Source organism: Streptomyces sp. Y7 (assembly GCF_043195415.1).
GTDB lineage: Bacteria > Actinomycetota > Actinomycetes > Streptomycetales > Streptomycetaceae > Streptomyces.
In genome coordinates this window covers 495,431-515,975 of the sequence record NZ_JBIDDQ010000002.1, presented here as the reverse complement: position 1 = coordinate 515,975, position 20,545 = coordinate 495,431, and the positions used below count along the sequence as shown (strand labels likewise).

The following is a 20,545-nucleotide window of genomic DNA, read 5'->3' as shown; positions in this document are numbered from 1 at the left end:
TCCTGGGCGACGGGAAGGCGGGCGGCGGCGCGTACCGGCCGAGGCGGCCGCCTCCGCCCCGTCGTGACCCGGCACGCGCCCACCAGCCCGGTGTCGGACGGCTCGGCTCAGGCCTTGGCGGCCTTGGCGGCGTCCCGTTCCGTGTCCACCCGAGCCGTCGTCAACGTGCCGCCGGCGCTCTCGAGGTGGGCCCGGACGAACCACTGGAACTGCTCGAGGTCCCGCAGCTGTTCGATGAGGAGGTCCTCCGTCGCCGGGTCGATCTCCCCGACGACCTTGATCGCGGCGCGGACGTCCTCGATGACCCCCGTGTAGACGATGTCCAGCGCACCGAGGTGGGCGATGGCGTCCTCGCGGCCGATCGAGTAGTCGTCCCAGGTCCGCTCCCGGACCAGGGAACCCGGCGTGCCCTGCGCGACTCCACCGAGTGCGGCGATGCGCTCGGCCACGTCGTCGGCCATGTCCCGCACCCGGTCGACCTGCGGGTCGATCATCTGGTGCACGGCGATGAAATGGGGTCCGACGACGTTCCAGTGGACGTGCTTGAGCGTGAGGTGGAGGTCGTTGAGGGTGTGCAGCCGCATGCGGAGGACGTCGATGAGCCGGCCGGCCTCCGCACGCTCGATGCCGGGCACGGTGTACTTGGGGGTGAGGTCCTTCGCCATGGTCGCAACTCCTGTCCGTAGGGATGAAGTACGACTTCAGGTGCCCCGCTTTCGTGATCGCAGACCTGTGACGTGGCTTTCATCGAGCGATCTGACCACGGCCCCTAGGCCAGACGGACGCCCACGATGCACGTGTCGTCGTCGGTGTCGGACTTGCTGTACGTGAGCAGACGGTCCAGCTGCTGGTCGAGCGAGGGCGGCACCGTCCGCGCGGCGGCCAGCAGCTGCGTCAGAGACTCCTCCACGGACCGGTCACGGCGTTCGATCAGGCCGTCCGTGTACATCAGCAAGGTGTCACCGACGGCCAGCTGGACCTCGTGCTCCTCGTACGCCGCCTCGGGCACCGCACCGATCAGCAGCCCCTTGACCAGGGGCAGAGGCGTCGCTTCACCGTCGCGCACGAGCACGGGCGGCAGATGACCGGCCCTGGCCCAGCGCAGGGTCCGGCGGTCGGGGTCGTACAGGCCGCAGACCGCCGTGGCGGTGACGCCGCCGGTCAGATGGTGGGCCACCATGTTGAGCCAGGACAGCAACTGGGTGGGCCCCGCGCCCGTCACGGCGAGGCCGCGCAGCGCGTTGCGCAGGACGACCATGCTGGTGGCCGCGTCGATGCCGTGTCCGGCGACGTCTCCCACGCACAGCAGCACCAGCCGGGACGGCAGCACGACCGCGTCGTACCAGTCGCCGCCGACGAGATGCTGGGTCTCCGCGGGCCGGTAGCGGACGGCCACCTGGAGGCCGGGCGCGTCCAGGGGAGCCTGCGCCGGGGGCATGATCGCGTGCTGCAACTGGAGCGTGAGCCGGTTGCGTTCGCGGGCCTGCTGCTCGGAGTGGGCGAGCTGGTCCCGTGTCGCGGCGAGCGCGACCTCCGTCCAGTGGTGCGCGGAGATGTCCTGGTAGGCGCCCCGTACGACGAACAGCCGGCCATCGGAGTCGAGTTCCGGTTCGGCCACCACGCGGATGTGCCGGGTCACACTGTCGGGCCGCTGCAGCCGGAAGGCCACGGACGCCGGACTCCGGTGGTGCAGCAGCGTGCGCAGGAACCTGCCGATGGCGACCGCGTCGTCCGGGTGGGCGTGGGCCGGGAGGTCCTCCAACGGGATAGGGCCGCTCGCGGGGGACTTGCCGTAGAGGCTGTAGAGCTGGACGTTCCAGGTGATCTCACCGGTGAGGAGGTTCTCCTCGAACCCGCCGATGCGGCCGAGGCGCTGGGCGTGTTGCAACAGGCTCGCCAGCCGGGCCGTCTCGTCCTCCATGCGCCAGATGAGCAGGACGCAGCGGCCGTACCGGCTGATGTCGACGTCGGCGACCGCCGCCAGCGGGATGTCGTCGACCAGCGCGGTCAGCCGCATGCGACGGGCGCGGAACGGCTCGCCTGTGGCGTAGACCCGTTCGATCTGCTCGAACAGCTCGCTCTCGCCGGCCGCCATCGGGTACGCCTCCAGCAGCAGGGAGCCGTTGACGACGCCGCGGGGCCGGCCGCTCGGGTCGAGGAAGCGGCTGTTGACGTGGCGGATGCGGAAGTCGAGCAGTTCCCCCTCGGCGTCCAGGTGCGGTACGAGCACCAGCGTGGGGTCGTGCAGGCTGTCGGCCAGATCCATCAGTTCGGTGACGTCCTGCGGAACGCCGGGCCGCCAGTCCTCGTCGGGGCGGCGCGGAGCGGTGGTCTCCAGCGTGTGCGCGCACAGCTCCGCCAGGGCCTCGACCTGACGGACGATCTGCGGGGGCTGAGGCAGCAGAGGAGAGGGCCAGACGATCTCCAGCACGCCGTGGATCCGGCCGCCGGCGTCGGCGGGTACGGCCGCCCGGCCGCCGTCGGGGTGCTGGTGCTGGCCGATGGAGGGCAGCCCGGTCTCGGACAGGGAGCCGATCCAGTGCCCGGACCGCTCACCGAGCCCGCGGCGCGCCACCGTCGCCACGCCCGGTGGCACGTACCGCCAGCGTTCCGCCTCGGCGACCGCGAACCCGGCGCTGCCCGCCAGGGTGAGTGAGCCGTCGCTGCCCAGCGACCAGATGGCCACCGCTTCCGCGCCGAGCGGCCGCAGGGCGTGTTCCATCAGGGAGTCGGCCACGGCCTGCGCGTCACGAGCGGCCAGCGCACCGCTCTCGGCGGCCCGCAGCCGCAGGGCGGAGGAGTCGGTGTGCGGCGGGTCGGTGGCTTCGGCGCCGCCCGTCGTGCTGTGCAGGAAGGCGGTGGCCACCTCCGACAGCCGGTCGCCCGAGGCCTGGTTGATGACCTCGACGGCGAATTCGAGAGGGGTCATGCCCGCCTGCTCGGTGAGCTCAGCGAGTTGCCGTGCCGCCTGGGTGGGACCGCACCCGAGCCGCTCGACGAGGATGCCCTTGGCCAGCTCGATCAGGGCTCGCCCGTCCGCCTCGCTCTGGGCCGCCTGCACCTCTCCGCGCAGCCGTTCCACGGTCGCCGCGAGTCTGCCGACGGGGGAGCGGCGGGGGTCCTCGCCCTGTACGGCCACGTCGGTCCCGGTCCGGACTTCGCCGTCGCCGGCCACGGCCACCGCGGGGGACCGATCGGAGGGAACCAGCTCGGCGCTCGCCGGAGTACCGGCCGTCTCCGGCTCGGTCGGACGGTGGGGATTGCTCACGGGTGACCCGTTCCTCGGCTGGGACGTCCGAGGACGCCAGGCGGTCGGTTGATGCGCACGGCAGCGTGACCGCCCGTCACATGGTCAGCCAGCGTTGGACGCGGCTGAGGAGGTCGTTGGTGTCGACGGGCTTGGTGACATAGTCGTTGGCGCCGGACGCCAGGCTCTTCTCCTGGTCCCCCGGCATGGCCTTGGCGGTGACCGCGATGATGGGCAGGTCGGCGTACTGGGGCATGGAGCGGATCTCGGCGGTGGCGGCGTAACCGTCCATCTCCGGCATCATCACGTCCATCAGGACCAGCGCGACGTCCTTGTGGGCGAGCAGCGTCTCGATGCCCTCGCGGCCGTTGTCGGCGTGCAGCACATGGAAGCCGTGGAGCTCCAGCGCCCCGCTGAGGGCGAAGAGGTTGCGCGCGTCGTCGTCGACCACGAGCACCGTACGGCCGAAGAGGGTGTTGTCGACGACCTGCGGGAGCGCGCGCTGCGATTCCTCGGTGCGCACCAGCTGAAGGACGTCCCCGGGCTCCTCGGCGGACAGGTGCAGCGTGATGCGTTCGCGCAGCTCGTCCAGGCTGGAGAGGAAGGCCAGTGGCCGGCCGTCCGCCCGCGAGCGCAGCAACTGCTCCTGAGCCAGGTCCACATGGTGTCCGGTGTGCACGAGCACGGGCACACTGGCCAGCGCCGAGTCGCCCTCCATGGCCTGCAGCAGCCGCGTCCCCTCGTCGTCGGGCATCCCGAGCTCCAGGACGACGCAGTGGCAGGGTTCGTCGGCCAGCGCGCTCGCCGCCTCCTGCGCCCCGACCGCCGTGATGATGTCGATCGCGGCGCGTGGGTCGTCGGCATCGGGCGCGATGTCCGCGACCGCGCGCTCGGCGACCAGGGTGAGCAGCCCGCGTGTCCGGCCTTCGACGACGAGCAGGCGGCGCCTGCGGCGCTCGGGAGCCTTGATCGAGGGTGTCTCCGACGGTACGGCCGGCGGGAGCTCGACGGGCTGCGGCTGCTCCACCGCCCCACCGCCGAACACGCCCTCGAAGTCGGCGCGGGCCACCGGGAGATAGAGCGTGAAGGTGCTGCCCTGGCCGGGCGTGCTCCGGACCGTGACGGCACCGCCGAGCAGATGGGCGATCTCGCGGGTGATGGACAGGCCGAGGCCGGTGCCGCCGTACTTGCGGCTGGTGGTGCCGTCCGCCTGCTGGAACGCTCCGAAGATCGTCTCCAACTGCTGTTCGGGGATGCCGATGCCGGTGTCCTTGACGTGGAAGGCCACGATCGGACTGCTGCGGTGGACGCTCATGGGAACCTCGCGGTCCTCTGCGGGTTCGATGCGCAGCTCGACGCTTCCCTGCTCGGTGAACTTCAGCGCGTTCGACAGCAGATTGCGCAGGACCTGCCGCAACCGGGCACCGTCGGTGAGCAGGTCGACCGGTGTCCCTGGCGCGGCGGCCACCGAGAACTCCAGACTCTTCTGCGTCGTCATCGGGCGGAACGTCGCCTCGACGTACTCCACCAGCTCGCGCAGCTCGACGCACTCGGGAGTGACGTCCATCTTGCCTGCCTCGACCTTCGACAGGTCCAGGATGTCGTTGATCAGTTGCAGCAGGTCCGAGCCGGCCGAGTGGATGATGCCCGCGTACTCGACCTGCTTCGGGGTGAGATTGCGCGAGGGGTTCTGCGCCAGCAACTGCGCGAGGATCAGCAGGCTGTTGAGCGGGGTGCGCAGTTCGTGGCTCATGTTCGCCAGGAACTCCGACTTGTACTTCGACGCCAGGGCCAGCTGCTGCGCGCGGGTCTCCAGTTCCTGCCGCGCCTGCTCGATCTGGAGGTTCTTGGCCTCGATGTCGCGGTTCTGCGAGGCCAGCAGGGAGGCCTTCTCCTCCAGTTCGGCGTTGGAACGCTGCAGTTCGTCCTGCTGCACCTGCAACTCCGCGGAGCGCTCCTGGAGTTCGGCGGTCAGCCGCTGCGACTCCACGAGAAGCTCGTCGGTGCGCACGTTCGCCACGATGGTGTTGAGGTTGACGCCGATGGTCGGCATCAGCTGGCCGAGGAAGTCCTGGTGGATCTGCGTGAAGCGGGTGACGGACGCCAGCTCGATGACACCGAGGACCTGGTCCTCGACCACGATGGGCAGGACCACCAGCGCGCTGGGCACCGTCTGCCCGAGGCTGGAGGAGATCCTCACGTAGTCCGGCGGCAGCTCTTCCACGCTGACGGGACGGCGGTTGCGCGCGGCCTGCCCGACCAGGGAGCGTCCGACCCGGATGCGCTCGGGCCGGTCGGTGTCGTCGGGATAGCCGTAGGACCCCACCAGTCGCAGTTCGGGTCCGCGCGCGGTGTCCTCGGCGGCGTAGAAGGCGCCGTACTGCGCCGAGACCAGCGGCGCGAGCTCGTCCATGACGAGCTCGGCGACCACGGGCAGGTCCCGGTGGCCCTGCATCAGGCCGGAGATCCGGGCGAGGTTGGTCTTGAGCCAGTCCTGTTCCTGGTTGGCCCGGGTGGTCTCGCGCAGGGAGCCCACCATGGAGTTGATGTTGTCCTTGAGCTCGGCGACCTCGCCCGACGCCTCGACGGTGATCGAGCGGGTCAGGTCGCCCTCGGCGACGGCGCTGGCGACCTCGGCGATCGCCCGGACCTGGCGCGTGAGGTTCCCGGCCAGCTCGTTGACGTTCTCCGTCAGGCGCTTCCAGGTGCCCTCGACGCCCTCGACCTCCGCCTGCCCGCCGAGCCGGCCCTCGCTGCCGACCTCACGGGCGACACGGGTGACCTCGGCGGCGAACGACGACAGCTGGTCGACCATCGTGTTGATGGTGGTCTTCAGCTCCAGGATCTCGCCGCGGGCGTCGACGTCGATCTTCTTCGACAGGTCGCCGTTGGCCACCGCCGTCGTCACCAGGGCGATGTTGCGTACCTGGCCGGTGAGGTTGTTGGCCATGGAGTTGACGTTGTCGGTGAGGTCCTTCCACGTCCCGGCCACGTTCGGCACGTGCGCCTGGCCTCCCAGGCGCCCCTCGGTGCCGACTTCGCGGGCGACGCGGGTCACCTCGTCAGCGAACGCGGACAGGGTGTCGACCATGGTGTTGATGACGTCCGCCAGGGCCGCGACCTCGCCCTTGGCCTCGACCGTGATCTTCTGGGACAGGTCACCGCGGGCGACCGCGGTCGCCACCTTGGCGATCGAGCGGACCTGACCGGTCAGGTTCGACGCCATCACGTTGACGTTGTCCGTCAGGTCCTTCCAGGTCCCCGAGACGCCACGGACGATCGCCTGGCCGCCGAGATTGCCCTCCGTGCCGACCTCGCGGGCCACGCGGGTCACTTCGTCGGCGAAGGCGGAGAGCTGGTCGACCATCGTGTTGATGGTGGTCTTCAGCTCCAGGATCTCGCCGCGCGCGTCCACGGTGATCTTCTGCGAGAGGTCGCCCTGCGCCACGGCCGTGGCCACCTGGGCGACGTTACGGACCTGCGCGGTGAGGTTGCCCGCCATGAAGTTCACGGAGTCCGTGAGATCGCGCCAGGTGCCCTTGACGCCCTTGACGTCCGCCTGACCTCCGAGGCGTCCCTCGGTGCCGACTTCTCGTGCGACGCGGGTGACTTCGTCGGCGAAGGCGGAGAGCTGGTCGACCATCGTGTTGATGGTGTTCTTGAGCTGGAGGATCTCGCCGCGGGCGTCCACGGTGATCTTCTGCGAGAGGTCGCCCTGGGCGACCGCGGTGGTCACCTGGGCGATGTTGCGGACCTGGGACGTGAGGTTGCCGGCCATGAAGTTGACCGAATCCGTCAGGTCACGCCACACACCGCCCACGCCGGGCACCTGCGCCTGCCCGCCGAGGCGTCCCTCGCTGCCGACCTCGCGGGCGACGCGGGTGACTTCGTCGGCGAAGGCGGAGAGCTGGTCGACCATCGTGTTGACGGTCTCCTTGAGCTGCAGGATCTCGCCCCGCGCGGGGACGTCGACCTTCTGCGACAGATCGCCCTTGGCGACGGCGGTGGCCACCTGCGCGATGTCGCGCACCTGGGTGGTCAGGTTGCCCGCCATGGCGTTGACCGAGTCGGTCAGGTCGGCCCAGGTGCCCGAGACGCCCGGCACCTCGGCCTGGCCGCCCAGGGTTCCCTCGGTGCCGACCTCACGGGCCACCCTGGTCACCTCGGAGGTGAACACGGAGAGCTGGTCCACCATGCCGTTGAAGACGGTGGCGATGTCTCCGAGCAGACCCTCGCCGTCGGACGGCAGCCGGGTGCCGAAGTCGCCGTCCCGCACGGCGGTGAGTCCGGCCAGCAGCTGCCGCAGCTCCTGCTCGCCGGAGGCTCCTTCGACGGCCTCGATCGTCTTGCTCGTCATGCGCACCCTCGTTCCGCTCCCCAAGAGCCCCCACACCGAGGACTCGGAACCGCGCCGGGCCTGTGAAAGGCCCCCTCACCGGTCGCATTTGTGCTGTTCACGGCTTTGACCGGATGAGGAAATCTGGTGAAGATTAACTCAGTTGTCAGGCGACAACAAAAGCCCCCCTCAAAGGTTGGGACAGCGCGGAAAACCGTGGCCGGGGAAGCATGTCCTCAGGCGCGGACGGGTACTCGTCCGAGTTCGGCGCCGCCGCTCCGTACGCCTCCACGCGGGCCCGGCACGGGCGTCATCGACGGGCCCCGGCACGCATGCGGGTCGTGGATGAGAAGGCGCGGGCGGGGTACCCGTGTGCCCCGTCTGGAGGGGCTGCGCAGTGGAACTCACCGAATGGCTGTTGACCTCGGGCGAACGCGGCAACAGCGCCACACGTCTGGACGGCCGTCGGCCGGAACGAACGGCATGGTCGCACGGCAACCTCGTGCGGCCCCTGATCCACGGGGCGACGTACTTCCGCGAACTTCTGCGCGCGATCAGGGCGCAGCGGGAAGGGGACCTGCTGCTGTTCACCGACTGGCGCGGCGACCCGGACGAACGCCTGGACGGCCCCGGCAGCGAGATCGGCCGGGTCCTGGCCGAGGCGGCGCGCCGCGGAGTGATCGTCAAGGGGCTGCTGTGGCGCTCCCACCTGGACCGCTTCCAGTTCAGTGAGGCCGAGAACCGTCATCTCGGCGAGGAGATCGAGGCGGCCGGCGGCGAATGCCTGCTCGACATGAGGGTGCGCCCCGGCGGCTCGCACCACCAGAAACTCGTCGTGCTCCGCCACGCGTCCCGCCCCGAACGCGACATCGCCTTCGCCGGCGGCATCGACCTCTGCCACAACCGCAACGACGACGCCACGCACAGCGGCGACCGGCAGTCGCTGCGCATCGCCGCAGCCTACGGGCCGCACCCGCCGTGGCACGACGTCCAGCTCGCGATCCGCGGACCGGCCGTGGGCGACATCGAGGCCGTGTTCCGCGAACGCTGGGAAGATCCCGCGCCGCTCACCCGCAGCCCCTTCGTCCGCCTGCGGGAACTCGCTCACCGGGAGGACACGGAAGCCGACCGGCTGCCGCCCCAGACCCCCGACCCCTCGCCGTGCGGCACCCAGACCCTCCAGGTGCTGCGCACCTACCCCAACCGGCTGCTGAGCGGATACGACTTCGCCCCCGACGGCGAGCGCAGCATCGCCCGCGGCTACCGCAAGGCACTGCGACGGGCCCGGTCGCTGATCTACCTGGAGGATCAGTACCTGTGGTCACCGCAGGTGGTGGAGTGCTTCGCCGAGGCACTGAGCGCCCATGAGGGCCTGCGCCTGATCGCGGTCATCCCCTCCGTGCCCGAGCAGGACGGCCGGCTCACCCTCCCGATGAACCTGATCGGCCGGATCACCGCCCTGGACCGGCTGCGGCGCGCCGCCGGCGGGCGGGTCGCGGTGTACGGGGTCGAGAACCACGCCGGGACACCGGTGTACGTCCACGCGAAGGTGTGCGTGATCGACGACGTCTGGGCCTCGGTCGGCTCGGACAACGTCAACCTCCGTTCCTGGACCCATGATTCGGAACTCACCTGTGCCGTGCTCGACGAGACGGCCGACCCGCGCGAGCCGCGCGACCCCGCGGGCCTCGGGGACGGCGCACGTGCCTTCGCCAGGGAGCTGCGCCTGGAACTCTCGCGGGAGCATCTGGATCTCGCGGCGCCCTCGGCTCCGCACGCGCCGGACGCGCTCTGCGATCCCGTGCGGGCCTTCGACGCCTTCGCGGCGAGCGCCGCCGCGCTGGACGCCTGGCACGACAACGGCCGCCGCGGCCCGAGACCCCCCGGACGGCTGCGCGCGTATCGCCCGCCGAGCCTCTCGCGTACGACGAAGACGCTCTGCACGCCGCTGCACCGTCTCCTCGTCGACCCGGACGGCCGGCCCTTCGGGTTGCGGCGCCGCAACGCGTACTGATGGCGTGATGGACGAGGCGCTTCTTGGGGCATCCGGACAGGAAGCAGCCGCGAAGCGAGGAGCCTCGACACCATGGGCACTGCCGTCCACGTCCCGCAGACCCGGGACATGCTCGGGGAAGAGCTCTCCGGAGACGAGGCGTTCGCCGCCCTGCGCCACTACGGCGGACTGCGGCTGCTGACCGACTCGTTCAAACGGTTCCGCTACGCCGACGGCTTCACCAACGCGCGGGCCCTCGCCTTCCAGGTGGTGCTGGGGCTGGTGCCGTGCACGGTGGCGCTGGTCGGGCTGGCCACGTCCGTGCACACGGAGGGCGTGGGCCGGATCATCGAGCACACGCTCGGCCGGATCGTTCCGGGCGCGAGCGCCGACATCGTCGAGGACGCGTTCCAGGGCACCCGGCGCACCGCCCACGGCGACGTCTGGAGCACACTCGCCCTGTGGCTCGGCCTGGGCTTCGCGCTGCTGAACCTGGCCTCGGCCATGGGCCAGATCGAGCGCGGCGCCAACCGTATCTACGGCATCGAGCGCGACCGTCCCTTCCCCCGGAAGTACGGGCGGGCGATGGCACTCGCCCTCGCCGCGGGACTGCCCCTGGTCCTCGGGTTCGTCGTCCTCGTCGCCGGGGAGGCCGTGGGGGACGCGGTGGCGGAGTCCGCCGGGCGGGACGGCGGCGGACCGCAGTGGTGGGGTGTGCTCGACATCCCCGTGGGGCTCGCGCTGGCCTGGGTGGCCTCCGCCGTGATCTTCCGCTGGTCGCCCCGCCGGGTCCAGCCCGGTTACACCTGGCTGGCGTTCGGCTCCGCCGTGCACCTCCTGCTGTGGGTGTCGGCCACCTGGCTCCTCGCCCTGTACGTCGAGGAGAGCGGTGCCTTCGGCGCCGTGTACGGGCCTCTGACCGCGTTCATCGCCCTGCTGCTGTGGGCCAACCTCACCGCCGTCGCCCTCTTCCTCGGCATCGCGTTCGCCGCACAGCTCGAAGCGGCCCGGGCCGGCATCGAATCCCCGGTGCGGCCGGACCCGGGACCGGGCGAATGAGGCCGCGCCGGGAGCCGGTTCGGTCAGCGGCGCACCTTCACCTTGCTGACTGCGGCGACGCCGAGCGCCGCGAGAGCGATCTGGAAGAGCCACTCGACCCAGTCGACGCCGTCGGTGTCGGCGACGTCGAGGCCGGAGGCGATGCCGGTTCCGATGAACGCGGCGATGATGCCGATGGCGATGGTCCAGAGGACCCCGATGCGCTGGCGGCCGGGAATGACGAGCCGGCCCAGAACACCGATCACAATGCCGATGAGAATGGCGCTGATGACGCCTGAGATCTCCATGAGCGGTATACCACCCCTCACTCGTTGGTGGCATACGAGTACCCGTTCGAATTGATTCGAGTCCTCTCCGCTTCTTTCAGCCCTTCACCGCCCCCGAAGTGAGGCCCTGCACGATGTGGCGGCTGGCGAAGGCGAACAGGAGCATGGTGGGCAGGATGGTGAGCACCGCCGCCGCGGACATCGAGCCCCAGTCGATGTTGAAGCTGGAGATGAAGCCGTTCAGCGCTGTGGGGACGGTCTTGTTGCTGTCGCTGTTCATGAGCGTCACCGACAGGAAGAGCTCGTTCCAGCAGTTGACGAAGTTGAAGATGAACGCCGCGATGATGCCCGGGCGCATCACCGGCAGCAGGACCCGGAACAGGGCCGAGAACCGTGACAGGCCGTCGATCATGGCGGCCTCCTCCAGCGCGTCCGGGATGTTCTCGAAGAAGCCGCGCAGCATCACCGTGCAGAACGGGATGCACACCGCGATGTAGACGAGGATCAGGCCGAGGCGGTTGTCGACCAGCTTCAGGTCCGTCATCAGCAGGTACAGCGGCCCCAGCGCGATGAAGGACGGGATCATCTGGGTGACCAGCGCGGCCATCAGCAGAGCCGACTTGGTACGGAACTCGAACCGGGCCAGCACGTACGCCGAGAGCATCGAGATCGCCGTTGCCGTGGCGCCGGCCACCGTGGAGACGATGAGGCTGTTGGTCAGGTAGGTCCCGAAGTCGGCCGTGCCGAACAGCCCGCTGTAGTTCTCCAGCGAGAACCGCTCGGGCCAGTAGGCGAGCGGGAACTTGAAGATGTCGCCGGGTGCCTTGAGCGAGGTGACGGTGATCCAGTAGAGGGGGAAGACGGTGAAGAGCAGCCACACGCCGAGGAAGGTGAACTTGACGGCCCGGCCGGCCCCGGACTCCTTGCCGATCATCGCCGCACTCCTTTCTTCTCGCGCGTGGCCATGAGGAAGAACACCGCGAACACCAGCAGCGCGGCCACCACGAGGAGGCCGAGCGCGGACGCCCTGCCGTAGTCGCCCTGCTGAGTGATCTTGATCATCCAGGTGGTCACGATGTGCGTCTCGTTGTTCGGCCCGCCCCCGGTCATGCCGAAGATCAGGTCGGGGAAGTTGAAGATCCAGATCACCCGCAGCAGCACGGTCAGCGCCAGCGTGGTGCGGATGTACGGGATGGTGATCTGGAAGAGCGTGCGCGCCTTGCCCGCGCCGTCCAGTGCCGCCGCCTCGTACAGCTCGTCGGGGATCGACTGGAGCGCCGCCAGGATCATGATCGCGAAGAAGGTGACGCCGTACCAGATGTTGGCGATGAGCACGGCCACCATCGCCGTCTTCGGATCCGCCAGCCAGGCGATCGGCTCGTCGATCAGACCCGCCTTCTGCAGCAGGTCGTTGACGACACCGAACTCGCTGTTGAACAGCCAGCGGAACAGGATGCCGATGAGGAATCCGGAGATCGCCCAGGGAAAGAAGATCAGCGCCTGGTAGAGCCCGCGGAAGCGGAACCGGCGGCGCAGCCACAGCGCCAGCGCGAAGCCGATCACCAGCTGGGGCACGATCGAACCGAACACCCAGATCGCGCTGTTGCCGAGGACGGTGCCCCAGGCCGGGTCGGCGAAGACGTCGCTGAAGTTCTTCAGCCCGACCCAGGAGGTGTCGGTCAGATCGGTCAACTTCCAGTTGCGGAAGGCCATCTGGCCGCCCGCGATCATGGGGTAGTACGTGAACACCGCCACGAAGACCGCGGCCGGCGCCATGAACGCGGCGATCTGCAGACCGCGCCGGGTGGTGAACTCCCGCCGCCGGCCCCCGCGGGGGAGACCCCGCTTGTGCGAGGTCTCCCCACTGCCCGGCGTCTTCGTCTTCGTCGCCGTTGTGGACGTGACGGACATGTCTACTGCTCCTGCTGCCACTTCTCGGTCCAGTACGCGTCCCAGCCGGCGACCAGCTTCTTGGGCGTGGTCTTCCCGAGGATCAGCTTCTGCACGTCGGCGTCCGCCTTCTGCTGCCACTCGGCCCACCAGGTGACGCCGCGAGGCTGGGTGACGACCAGGTACTTGTCCGGCTGCTCGGTCATCGTGACGTAGCTCGACCAGGGGCCGGTCTTGTAGAACGGGTCGCTGGTCGCCGACTTGAGGATGGGCACCAGGCTGTTCTTCTTGGTGAACGTCGTCGACGCCTCGCCCTGGGAGAGGAACTCGACCAGCTTGACGGCCTCGGCCTTGTGCTCGCTGCCCTGGGCGACACCCCACCCGGCCGTGGCCAGCGGCTGCACGGTCTTGCCGCCGGGCCCGGCCACGAGCGGCGCGGTGCCCCACTGGTTCTTCGAGATGGACTTCGACTCCGAGACCGTGGCGATCACTTCGGGGTCCTGGAGCAGGAACGCCGTCGAGCCGTTGGAGAACGCCTCGACCATCTCCGGGTAGCCCCAGGCGACCGACGACTTGGGGGAGGCCCGCTTGAAGAGCTTCAGGTAGTTCTCCATGGCCTGCTCCGCCTCGGGGGCGGCGAAGATCGTACGGCCGTCCTTGAGCTTGAAGCCGTTCGCCGGGTCGACCTGGTCGGCGAGGTAGGCCTCGATGGCGGCGGTGGCGTTGCTGTTGGAATTGGCGCCACCGCGGAAGGCGTAGCCGTAGCGGCGCTTGGCCGGGTCGTGGATGGCGGAGGCCTGCTCCACCAGTTCCTCCCAGGTCGCCGGCGGCTTGCTGAAGCCGGCCTCCTTGATCAGGTCGGTGCGGTAGAAGAGGCTCAGACCGTAGAAGCCGTACGGGACGAAGTACGTCTTGCCCTTGGCGTCCTTCGAGGCGTTGACGGCGTTCTCCGTCATCGCCTCCCAGCCCTTCCAGCCGGCGAGGTCCTTCTTCATGTCGTGGAGCCAGCCGTTGTTCGACCAGGGCCCGACGGTGATGTCCCGGACCTCCAGGACGTCCACGCCGCTGCCGGACTGGAGCATCTGCTGGAGCTTCTGGTCGGCCTGCTCGGTGGGTGGGGAGACCAGGTTGACCTTGACCTTGGGGTTCTGCTGCTCGAAGTCGGCTATGAGGTCCTTGAGCAGGTCGGTGCGGGTCGGGTTCGTCAGGCTCTCGACCATGTTGAGGGTGACTGTTCCGCTCGCCTCGGGGCTCATGGTGGAACAGCCGGTCAGGACCATCGCGGCGGCGGTGCCGAGCGCGAGAGCTGCCGTCCTTCTTCTCATTGTGCTGACCTCTTCCTTCCGTTTTCTCGTGCCCACCGGCCGAGGACGGGGACGCATTCCTCGGCGAAGTACTCGTAGTCGGCGGCGGTGTTGTAGACGTGCGCGGACAGGCGCATGTAGCCGATGCCGTCGAAGCTGGTGAAGGCCGCCTCGACGCCCAGTTCGAGAGCCACCCGGTCGCGCAGGGCGTCGGCCTCGACGCGATCGGCGGCGAGTCCGTCCGGGAGGCGTACCAGGCGCATGCCGGGGACGGGCATGCCGACGTCGACCGGGTCCGTGGGTCCGGCGACCGCGTCGCCGATGACCCGGGCGCCGTAGTCGGCGAGGTCGTCCATGTAGCGGCGGGCGGCGGGCCAGCCCCAGGTGCGCTCGATGAACGCCAGGGACGTCGGCGCGGCGAGATAGGCGGTGGCGTCGACGGTGCCCTGCTGGTCGAAGCGGTCCGGGAACGGGTCGGCCGCGGCCCAGGAGTCGATGAGGGGGTGGAGCAGCTCGCGCAGAGGGCCGCGGGCCACCAGCGCCGCGGTGCCGCGCGGGGCGCAGCCCCACTTGTGCAGGTTTCCGGTCCAGACGTCGTAGGCCGCGTCGGCGAGCGGTGCGTCGAGCAGACCGGGCGCGTGTGCGCCGTCGACCAGGACGGGGACACCGCGGCGGCGGGCCTCCGCCCCGATGCGCTCCACCGGGAAGCGACGCGCGGTCGCCGAGGTGATCTGGTCGACGACGACCAGCTCGGTGGCGTCGCACAGTTCGGCGACCACGGCCTCGTACGCCTGGTCCGCGTCCGCGTCCAGCGGCACCCGGGCGGTACGGACCCGGCCGCCGTAGCGCCGGGCCAGCCGCTCGGCACCCATCGTGACGGCCCCGTAGCCGTGGTCGGTGACGACGATCTCGCCGCCGGGACGCAGCGTGAGGGCGGCGTAGACCACACTCGCGCCGGCGCTGGCGTTCGGCACCAGGGCGAGGTCCCCGGCGTCGACGCGCAGGAAGTCGGCGAGTTCGACACGGGCGGCGGCGATCCGCTGGGGGAGCGCGGGGAACCACACCACGGGTGAGCGTTCCATCTCCACGCGCAGCAGTTCCTGCCGCTCCTGCGCCACCAGCGGAACCGCCCCGAAGGAGCCGTGGTTGAGGTGCTTGAGGGCAGGATCCAGCGACCACGCCCGATCGGCGGGCCGGCCGTCCGTCAGCAGCAGAGGGCGCGGTGCGGTGGTCACCTCGGTCTCGCTCACAGGACTCCACATCTGGACAGGGCGGATCCACGGAAGATCAGACTCCGCCGGACACGTTTGATGACTCGGCATCCTGCACCACCTTTCTCGGCGGAAACAAGGGTCGTACAGTGAAAGTCATCAGATGACTTTCGAGTGACACGCATCCGACACATCTGAGACTCGCTACAGTGCTCCGAGGGACGGCGGCATGATGCGCCGGCCCGTCAGGGGAGGAAGAGGGGACGGATGTCCGCAGTCGAGAAGGCGTTCCACGGCCTACGGCACATGATCGGGACGGGACGCCTCGGTCCGGGTGAGCGCATCCCGCCCGAGGGCGAGCTCTGCGAGGAACTGGGCGTCTCGCGCGGGTCGCTGCGCGAGGCCGTACGGATGCTCGCCGCCCTGGGCGTCATCGAGCCGCGGCACGGCTCGGGCACGTACGTCTCACAACTGAGGCCCGAGGACGTGATCGGCAGCCTATCCCTGACCCTCGAACTCCTCCCGCTCTCGGGCCTGTTGGAGGTCTACGAGATCCGGCGCGTCCTGGAGGCGCACGTGGCCGCCCAGGCGGCGGCGCGCTGCACACCGGAGACCGTGCGCACGCTGTTCTCCCTCATCGAGGACATGGAGGCCACGAGCGACCCCACCAAGGCCTCCGAACTCGACCACCGCTTCCACGCGGAGATCGCCCGCGTGGGCGGCAACCCCACCCTGGCGTCCCTCCTGGCGGTCTTCCGTGCCCGCTCCCGCAAGTACCAGGTCTTCACCCTGCCCGAGGGGCCCGACCTGCGCAGAAAGAGCGACGACGACCACCGCGTCCTGGCCACCGCGATCGCCGACCGCGACCCTGTGGCCGCGGCCGGCGCGGCGCAGGCGCATGTCGCACAGACGGAGCGGTGGCTGCGGGCGTTCATGCCGCCGGTGGAGGAGGTCGACACCACGGACTGACCGGCGGGGACGGGCGGCTCGTACGGTCGCGAGCCGCCCCTGCGGTCAGCGGCCCGCCGCGGCCGTCACCGTCGCCGGGTCCACGCCGGTCAGCTCGACCACGCGGTGCGGGGGCACCCCGGCGGCCAGGGCCCGCCCGATCAGGCCGTCGCGGGCGTCCGCGCTGTCGCGGTAGGCGAGCAGGTCCTCCTCGATGCGGGCGAGCGGCTCGGGTGCCATGTGGTGGCGGACCTGGCTCAGTTCCACGTCGCTCAGCGGGACCGGCAGACGCTCCGCGCCCTCGGGAATCGCCGCCGTCTCCTCAGGGGGCAGCAGGCGCAGGTGCGGCGAGTCCGGCGTGCTCCCCTGTGCGCTGAGCCAGGCGCGCACGGCGGGTGTCTCCATACAGGCGAGACGCCCCATGGCGGCGGGGGCCACCCCGAGCACCGCGGACGGGTCGTCAAGCAGGAACAAATAGGCGTCGTCGGTCATCCTCGGCTCCTTCTCGACGGAGTCTGATGGACCTCCCATTACCCCGTCGTGCCGCGATTACCGCAGGATCACCGTGGCGGGTGAACGCCGCCGGGGCCTGCCGGGGCGCGACAGCACGCGGCGCGCGCGGACGACCCGGACGCGGCGGGGCATTTCCGTCCCGTGGATCCCTACGGTTCCTCGCCCGGGACGGACAGGTACGTCTCGCGCAGCATGGTCAGCACCGGGTGTTCGACCGCCATGGGTGTGTCGTCGATGGCCGAGATCGCCCGGACGCCGATGGAGGTGTTGGTCGCGAACGCGACCGGCATGGCCTTGGCCTCCGCGAGCGTGACGGGCACGACCTTGAACGGGGTTCGCTGCTGGAGCAGTGCCGTGGTCACGCCGGGCAGCACGGGGCCCGTCGGCCAGATGACGGTGCCGTTCTCGTCGATGAAGCCCACGTTCCAGGTGCCGCCCTCGGACACCTGGTCGTCGGGGCCGAGGAAGAGGGCGTCGTCGAAGCCCTGGAGGCGTGCCGTGCGGCGGGCGTGCAGCGCCCCGGTGAGCCCGCAGTGCTTCACCTGCGGCAGGTCACGCTCGTACCGCACGCTCCTGGCGGTCAGCGGGGGCGGCGACAGGGCACCGGCGGGCCGTACGTTCACCATGATCTGCGGGTGGGTGGCGTCCTCGGGGTGCCCGATGTCGATACCGGGATCGAAGTGGGTGACCCGGACGACGCACGGCGTCTCCGGGCCGTCCAGGGCCCGCGCCACCAGGTCGCGGACCCGGCCGGTGTCCACCACCGTTCCGAACACGATCCGACTGTCCCTCACCAGCCGCTCCATATGCAGCGACAGGCCCCGGATCCGGCGCCCCTCGTCGACACGCATCGACGTGAAGTGGCCGTACGCCGTCAGCGCCAGGGGAAGCAAGTCGTCGGCCGTCGCCGCCCGTTCGTCGAGAGTCGCCATGGCGAACAGCATGGCAGCAGGGGGACGCCTGTCGGCACTCCGAAAACTGCCAGGACCTGTTCCGAACGCCGGAGGAGACACCGGCTCCGGGAGGCGGTGTTCCTCGTAGGGTGAGGGACGGCCGAAGAGGGGCCGACGACCACGGGAGCCACGTATGACGCGATATTTGATCTCGTTCGATGACGGCGCGATGACCTTTCCGGAGGAGGATCTGCCCGAGGTGGCCGAAGCCTCGCACAAGGTGGTCCGTGAGGCTCAGGGCGCCGGTGTATGGGTCTTCGGTGGTGGCTTGCAGAGGCAGCAGGCGAGCGTCGTGCTCACCGACGGGACCGTGACCCAGGGCCCGTATCCAGAGACCAAGGCGGTGCTCGGCGGGTTCTCGATCATCGATGTGCCCTCACGTGAGGAGGCGCTGGAGTGGGCTGCCAAGATCGCCGCCGCGTGTCGCTGCGCGCAGGAGGTCCGGGAGATCATGCCCGACTCGACGGCCTGATCGAGGACGACGTACGACGGCCGGGACTCGGCTCCCGCCTGCGTCCTGCGGGCCGGTGACTTCGTCACACGGCCTGGTGGGGAGCCGCACCGCGAACCGGTCCCGGGGCTCGGATCCCTGATGGTCCGACCCGGCCCCGGACTTCACCGGCCGACCAGGTGGAGACCAGGGAGACCGCCTGTTCCGGGTTGAGGCGGGGGTCGCACAGGCTGGTGCGGTGAACGCTCCTGCGCTCGTGGAAGGCGACGTCCGTCGTGCATTCCAGGACGTCGTCGGGGGTGGTCTCCAGGTGCAGTCCGCCCGCCGTGCCGCCGCCTTCGGGCACCGCCCGCAGGAAGCCCCTGATCTCCCGCGCCATGGTTTCCAACAGGCGGGTCTTGTGTCCGTCCGGGCCGACCACGGTGTTGCCGTGCATGGGGTCGCTGAGCCAGATCACCGGATGACCGGCCACCCGGACCGCCTCCACGAGCGCCGGCAGCCGCTCGGTGACCGTCTCGGCGCCCATCCGCGCGATGAGGGTGAGCCGGCCCGGTTCGCGCAGGGGGTCGAGCCGTTCGCACAGGACGGTGATCTCCTCCGCGGCCATGGTGGGACCGACCTTCACGGCGACCGGGTTGACGATACGGGCCGCAAGGTCGAGGTGAGCGCCGTCCACTTGACGGGTCCGCTCGCCGATCCACGGCCAGTGCGTGGAGGCCAGCCAGCGGTACCCGTCATCCAGCTCTCGGAGCATGGGCACCTCGTAGTCGAGGACGAGCGCCTCGTGGCTCGTCCACAACCGGGTCTCGACCAGGGGCTGGTGCCCCCGGGCCGCGGGGCCGCGCCAGCCCAGGTGTTCCATGACGTCGCAGGCCGCTAGGTACGAGGTCAGCAGGCGCAGCGGATCGTGCCGACGGCTCTCAGGGTCGTGCTCCGGGCCGTTGATCATGTGGCCCCGGTAGACCGGCAGTTCCAGGTCCCCGATCTGTTCGAACGGCTTGGAACGGGGCTTGGCGAACTGGCCCGCGATGCGTCCGACCCGTACGACCGGCTTGTGGCCGGCCGCTTCGAGAGCGGCGGCGAGCAGGTCGAGCACTGCGGACTTGCGCGCCACGTACGCGCCGTCGCACTCGTCCGGATTCTCGGCGCAGTCCCCGGCCTGCACCACCAGGGCCTCGCCCCGCGCCACCTCCGCCAGCAGCGTCCGCAGCACCCGCACGTCCTCCACCCGGACCAGCGGCGGACGTGCGGCAAGTACCTCACGGATGCGCCGTACCTGCGACGGGTCGTCCCAGTCCGGCTGTTGCGGGGCCGGCCCCCGTATGCCGGTCGCGGCTTCTGTCGTCCGGGTCATCGCAGATTGCGGCGGAGCTCGTGCGGGAGGGCGAAGGTGATGGACTCGTCGGCGGTCGTCACGGTCTCGACGTCGTCGTAGCCGCGCTCGGCGAGCCATCGCAGTACGCCGTCGACCAGGACGTCGGGGGCGGAGGCGCCGGAGGTCAGACCCACCGTGGTCACGCCCTCCAGCCAGGCCTCGTCGATCTCGTGGGCGAAGTCGACGAGATGGGCGGCGGGCGCCCCGGAGTCCAAAGCGACCTCGACCATCCGCACGGAGTTGGAGGAGTTCCTGGAGCCGACGACGATGATGAGTTCGGCGTCCTCGGCGAGCTTCTTCACCGCGGTCTGGCGGTTCTGCGTGGCGTAGCAGATGTCGTCGCTGGGCGGTGAGGTCAGGTTCGGGAAGCGCTGCTTGAGGGCGTCGACGGTTTCCATGGTCTCGTCGACGGAGAGGGTGGTCTGGGAGAGCCAGACGACTTTCGACTCGTCGCGCACCGAGAGCTTCGCGACGTCGTCGGGGCCGTCGACCACGGTGATGTGGTCGGGGGCCTCACCGCTGGTGCCGATGACCTCCTCGTGCCCTTCGTGGCCGATCAGGAGGATGTCGTAGTCCTCCCGCGCGTACCTCACGGCTTCCCTGTGGACCTTGGTGACCAGCGGGCAGGTCGCGTCGATGGTCGCGAGATTGCGCTCGGCGGCCTCGGCGTGGACGGTCGGGGCGACACCGTGGGCGGACAGCAGGACGATGGCCCCCTCCGGTACCTCGTCCGTGCGTTCGACGAAGATGGCGCCCTTGTCCCGCAGGGTCTGCACGACGTGTTTGTTGTGGACGATCTCGTGGCGGACGTAGATGGGCGGCCCGTACTGTTCCAGGGCCTTCTCCACGGCGAGCACGGCGCGGTCCACGCCCGCACACCAGCCGCGGGGGGAGGCGAGCAGCACGCGACGGCGCCCTGCGGCCGGTTCGGGTACGGCGGGCGAGTTGGTCATGGGGTCCTCGGCGTGGTGGTGAAGGTGCCGGCGGCGGCCTGCCGTC

Annotated in this window: 16 protein-coding genes; 4 read left to right on the top strand and 12 right to left on the bottom strand. The window is 70.1% G+C overall.

What is annotated here, in order from left to right:
• Window positions 1-107: 107 nt before the first annotated feature.
• The 3 genes from ACGFW6_RS08250 to ACGFW6_RS08240 form a co-directional block, all read right to left on the bottom strand.
• The gene (locus tag ACGFW6_RS08250; RefSeq protein ID WP_393505926.1) at window positions 108-665 is read right to left on the bottom strand and encodes a Dps family protein; all 558 of its coding nucleotides are present in this window, start codon (window positions 663-665) and stop codon (window positions 108-110) included.
• Window positions 666-769: 104 nt separating this feature from the next.
• Window positions 770-3,268: a SpoIIE family protein phosphatase gene (locus ACGFW6_RS08245; protein WP_393505924.1), complete on the bottom strand. Its 2,499-nt coding sequence runs from the start codon at window positions 3,266-3,268 to the stop codon at window positions 770-772.
• 76 nt (window positions 3,269-3,344) lie between these two features.
• Entirely contained in the window at window positions 3,345-7,604 is a 4,260-nt protein-coding gene (locus ACGFW6_RS08240) for a HAMP domain-containing protein (protein ID WP_393505922.1), read from the bottom strand.
• Between the two features lie 376 nt (window positions 7,605-7,980).
• Between ACGFW6_RS08240 and ACGFW6_RS08235 the strand changes: the two genes are divergently transcribed.
• Together ACGFW6_RS08235 and ACGFW6_RS08230 are read left to right on the top strand one after the other, a co-directional pair.
• Window positions 7,981-9,597: a phospholipase D family protein gene (locus ACGFW6_RS08235; protein WP_393505921.1), complete on the top strand. Its 1,617-nt coding sequence runs from the start codon at window positions 7,981-7,983 to the stop codon at window positions 9,595-9,597.
• A 72-nt stretch (window positions 9,598-9,669) separates the two neighbouring features.
• Window positions 9,670-10,635, top strand: coding sequence for a YihY/virulence factor BrkB family protein (locus ACGFW6_RS08230; RefSeq protein WP_393505919.1), 966 nt, complete (start codon window positions 9,670-9,672; stop codon window positions 10,633-10,635).
• 23 nt (window positions 10,636-10,658) lie between these two features.
• Here ACGFW6_RS08230 and ACGFW6_RS08225 read toward each other — a convergent pair whose 3' ends face one another.
• The 5 genes from ACGFW6_RS08225 to ACGFW6_RS08205 all read right to left on the bottom strand — a co-directional run bounded on the left by ACGFW6_RS08225 (window position 10,659) and on the right by ACGFW6_RS08205 (window position 15,345).
• A complete protein-coding gene (locus tag ACGFW6_RS08225) occupies window positions 10,659-10,922 on the bottom strand; it encodes a GlsB/YeaQ/YmgE family stress response membrane protein (protein WP_393505918.1) in 264 nt (87 codons plus the stop codon).
• Window positions 10,923-10,998: 76 nt separating this feature from the next.
• Window positions 10,999-11,835, bottom strand: a complete 837-nt coding sequence (locus ACGFW6_RS08220) for a carbohydrate ABC transporter permease (protein WP_393505916.1) — start codon at window positions 11,833-11,835, stop codon at window positions 10,999-11,001.
• Window positions 11,832-12,812 carry a carbohydrate ABC transporter permease gene (locus ACGFW6_RS08215; protein ID WP_393505914.1) on the bottom strand — a complete coding sequence of 327 codons (981 nt, stop codon included), beginning with the start codon at window positions 12,810-12,812 and terminating at the stop codon, window positions 11,832-11,834. Before ACGFW6_RS08215 ends, ACGFW6_RS08220 begins: the two co-directional genes overlap by 4 nt.
• Window positions 12,813-12,814: 2 nt before the next feature.
• Window positions 12,815-14,116: an ABC transporter substrate-binding protein gene (locus ACGFW6_RS08210; RefSeq protein ID WP_393505912.1), complete on the bottom strand. Its 1,302-nt coding sequence runs from the start codon at window positions 14,114-14,116 to the stop codon at window positions 12,815-12,817.
• Entirely contained in the window at window positions 14,113-15,345 is a 1,233-nt protein-coding gene (locus tag ACGFW6_RS08205) for an aminotransferase class V-fold PLP-dependent enzyme (RefSeq protein ID WP_393505911.1), read from the bottom strand. Before ACGFW6_RS08205 ends, ACGFW6_RS08210 begins: the two co-directional genes overlap by 4 nt.
• A 228-nt stretch (window positions 15,346-15,573) precedes the next feature.
• Here ACGFW6_RS08205 and ACGFW6_RS08200 point away from each other — a divergent pair, with 228 nt between their 5' ends.
• Window positions 15,574-16,275, top strand: coding sequence for a FadR/GntR family transcriptional regulator (locus ACGFW6_RS08200; protein ID WP_393505909.1), 702 nt, complete (start codon window positions 15,574-15,576; stop codon window positions 16,273-16,275).
• 45 nt (window positions 16,276-16,320) lie between these two features.
• On the opposite strand, the gene ACGFW6_RS08195 is transcribed toward ACGFW6_RS08200, so the two are convergent.
• Together ACGFW6_RS08195 and ACGFW6_RS08190 are read right to left on the bottom strand one after the other, a co-directional pair.
• Window positions 16,321-16,746 (bottom strand): DUF6003 family protein, encoded by a 426-nt coding sequence (locus tag ACGFW6_RS08195; protein WP_393505907.1) that lies wholly within the window; start codon window positions 16,744-16,746, stop codon window positions 16,321-16,323.
• Between the two features lie 170 nt (window positions 16,747-16,916).
• A complete protein-coding gene (locus ACGFW6_RS08190; RefSeq protein ID WP_393505905.1) occupies window positions 16,917-17,699 on the bottom strand; it encodes an aminotransferase class IV in 783 nt (260 codons plus the stop codon).
• Window positions 17,700-17,853: 154 nt separating this feature from the next.
• Between ACGFW6_RS08190 and ACGFW6_RS08185 the strand changes: the two genes are divergently transcribed.
• Window positions 17,854-18,192: a YciI family protein gene (locus tag ACGFW6_RS08185; protein WP_393505904.1), complete on the top strand. Its 339-nt coding sequence runs from the start codon at window positions 17,854-17,856 to the stop codon at window positions 18,190-18,192.
• 64 nt (window positions 18,193-18,256) lie between these two features.
• Here the strand turns inward: ACGFW6_RS08185 and ACGFW6_RS08180 are convergent, their stop codons facing one another.
• Entirely contained in the window at window positions 18,257-19,525 is a 1,269-nt protein-coding gene (locus ACGFW6_RS08180; RefSeq protein ID WP_393505902.1) for a 3-deoxy-7-phosphoheptulonate synthase, read from the bottom strand.
• Window positions 19,522-20,499, bottom strand: a complete 978-nt coding sequence (locus ACGFW6_RS08175; RefSeq protein ID WP_393505900.1) for a 4-hydroxy-3-methylbut-2-enyl diphosphate reductase — start codon at window positions 20,497-20,499, stop codon at window positions 19,522-19,524. The genes ACGFW6_RS08180 and ACGFW6_RS08175 overlap by 4 nt, the downstream gene beginning before the upstream one ends.
• Window positions 20,500-20,545 lie beyond the last annotated feature (46 nt).

Excerpts from the sequence above, each read along its gene's own strand:
- ACGFW6_RS08250 (WP_393505926.1), bottom strand. The coding sequence starts at position 665 with ATGGCGAAGGACCTCACCCCCAAGTACACCGTGCCCGGCATCGAGCGT.
- ACGFW6_RS08240 (WP_393505922.1), bottom strand. The coding sequence starts at position 7,604 with ATGACGAGCAAGACGATCGAGGCCGTCGAAGGAGCCTCCGGCGAGCAG.
- ACGFW6_RS08230 (WP_393505919.1), top strand. The coding sequence starts at position 9,670 with ATGGGCACTGCCGTCCACGTCCCGCAGACCCGGGACATGCTCGGGGAA.
- ACGFW6_RS08225 (WP_393505918.1), bottom strand. The coding sequence starts at position 10,922 with ATGGAGATCTCAGGCGTCATCAGCGCCATTCTCATCGGCATTGTGATC.
- ACGFW6_RS08220 (WP_393505916.1), bottom strand. The coding sequence starts at position 11,835 with ATGATCGGCAAGGAGTCCGGGGCCGGCCGGGCCGTCAAGTTCACCTTC.
- ACGFW6_RS08215 (WP_393505914.1), bottom strand. The coding sequence starts at position 12,812 with ATGTCCGTCACGTCCACAACGGCGACGAAGACGAAGACGCCGGGCAGT.
- ACGFW6_RS08210 (WP_393505912.1), bottom strand. The coding sequence starts at position 14,116 with ATGAGAAGAAGGACGGCAGCTCTCGCGCTCGGCACCGCCGCCGCGATG.
- ACGFW6_RS08200 (WP_393505909.1), top strand. The coding sequence starts at position 15,574 with ATGTCCGCAGTCGAGAAGGCGTTCCACGGCCTACGGCACATGATCGGG.
- ACGFW6_RS08195 (WP_393505907.1), bottom strand. The coding sequence starts at position 16,746 with ATGACCGACGACGCCTATTTGTTCCTGCTTGACGACCCGTCCGCGGTG.
- ACGFW6_RS08190 (WP_393505905.1), bottom strand. The coding sequence starts at position 17,699 with ATGGCGACTCTCGACGAACGGGCGGCGACGGCCGACGACTTGCTTCCC.
- ACGFW6_RS08185 (WP_393505904.1), top strand. The coding sequence starts at position 17,854 with ATGACGCGATATTTGATCTCGTTCGATGACGGCGCGATGACCTTTCCG.
- ACGFW6_RS08180 (WP_393505902.1), bottom strand. The coding sequence starts at position 19,525 with ATGACCCGGACGACAGAAGCCGCGACCGGCATACGGGGGCCGGCCCCG.
- ACGFW6_RS08175 (WP_393505900.1), bottom strand. The coding sequence starts at position 20,499 with ATGACCAACTCGCCCGCCGTACCCGAACCGGCCGCAGGGCGCCGTCGC.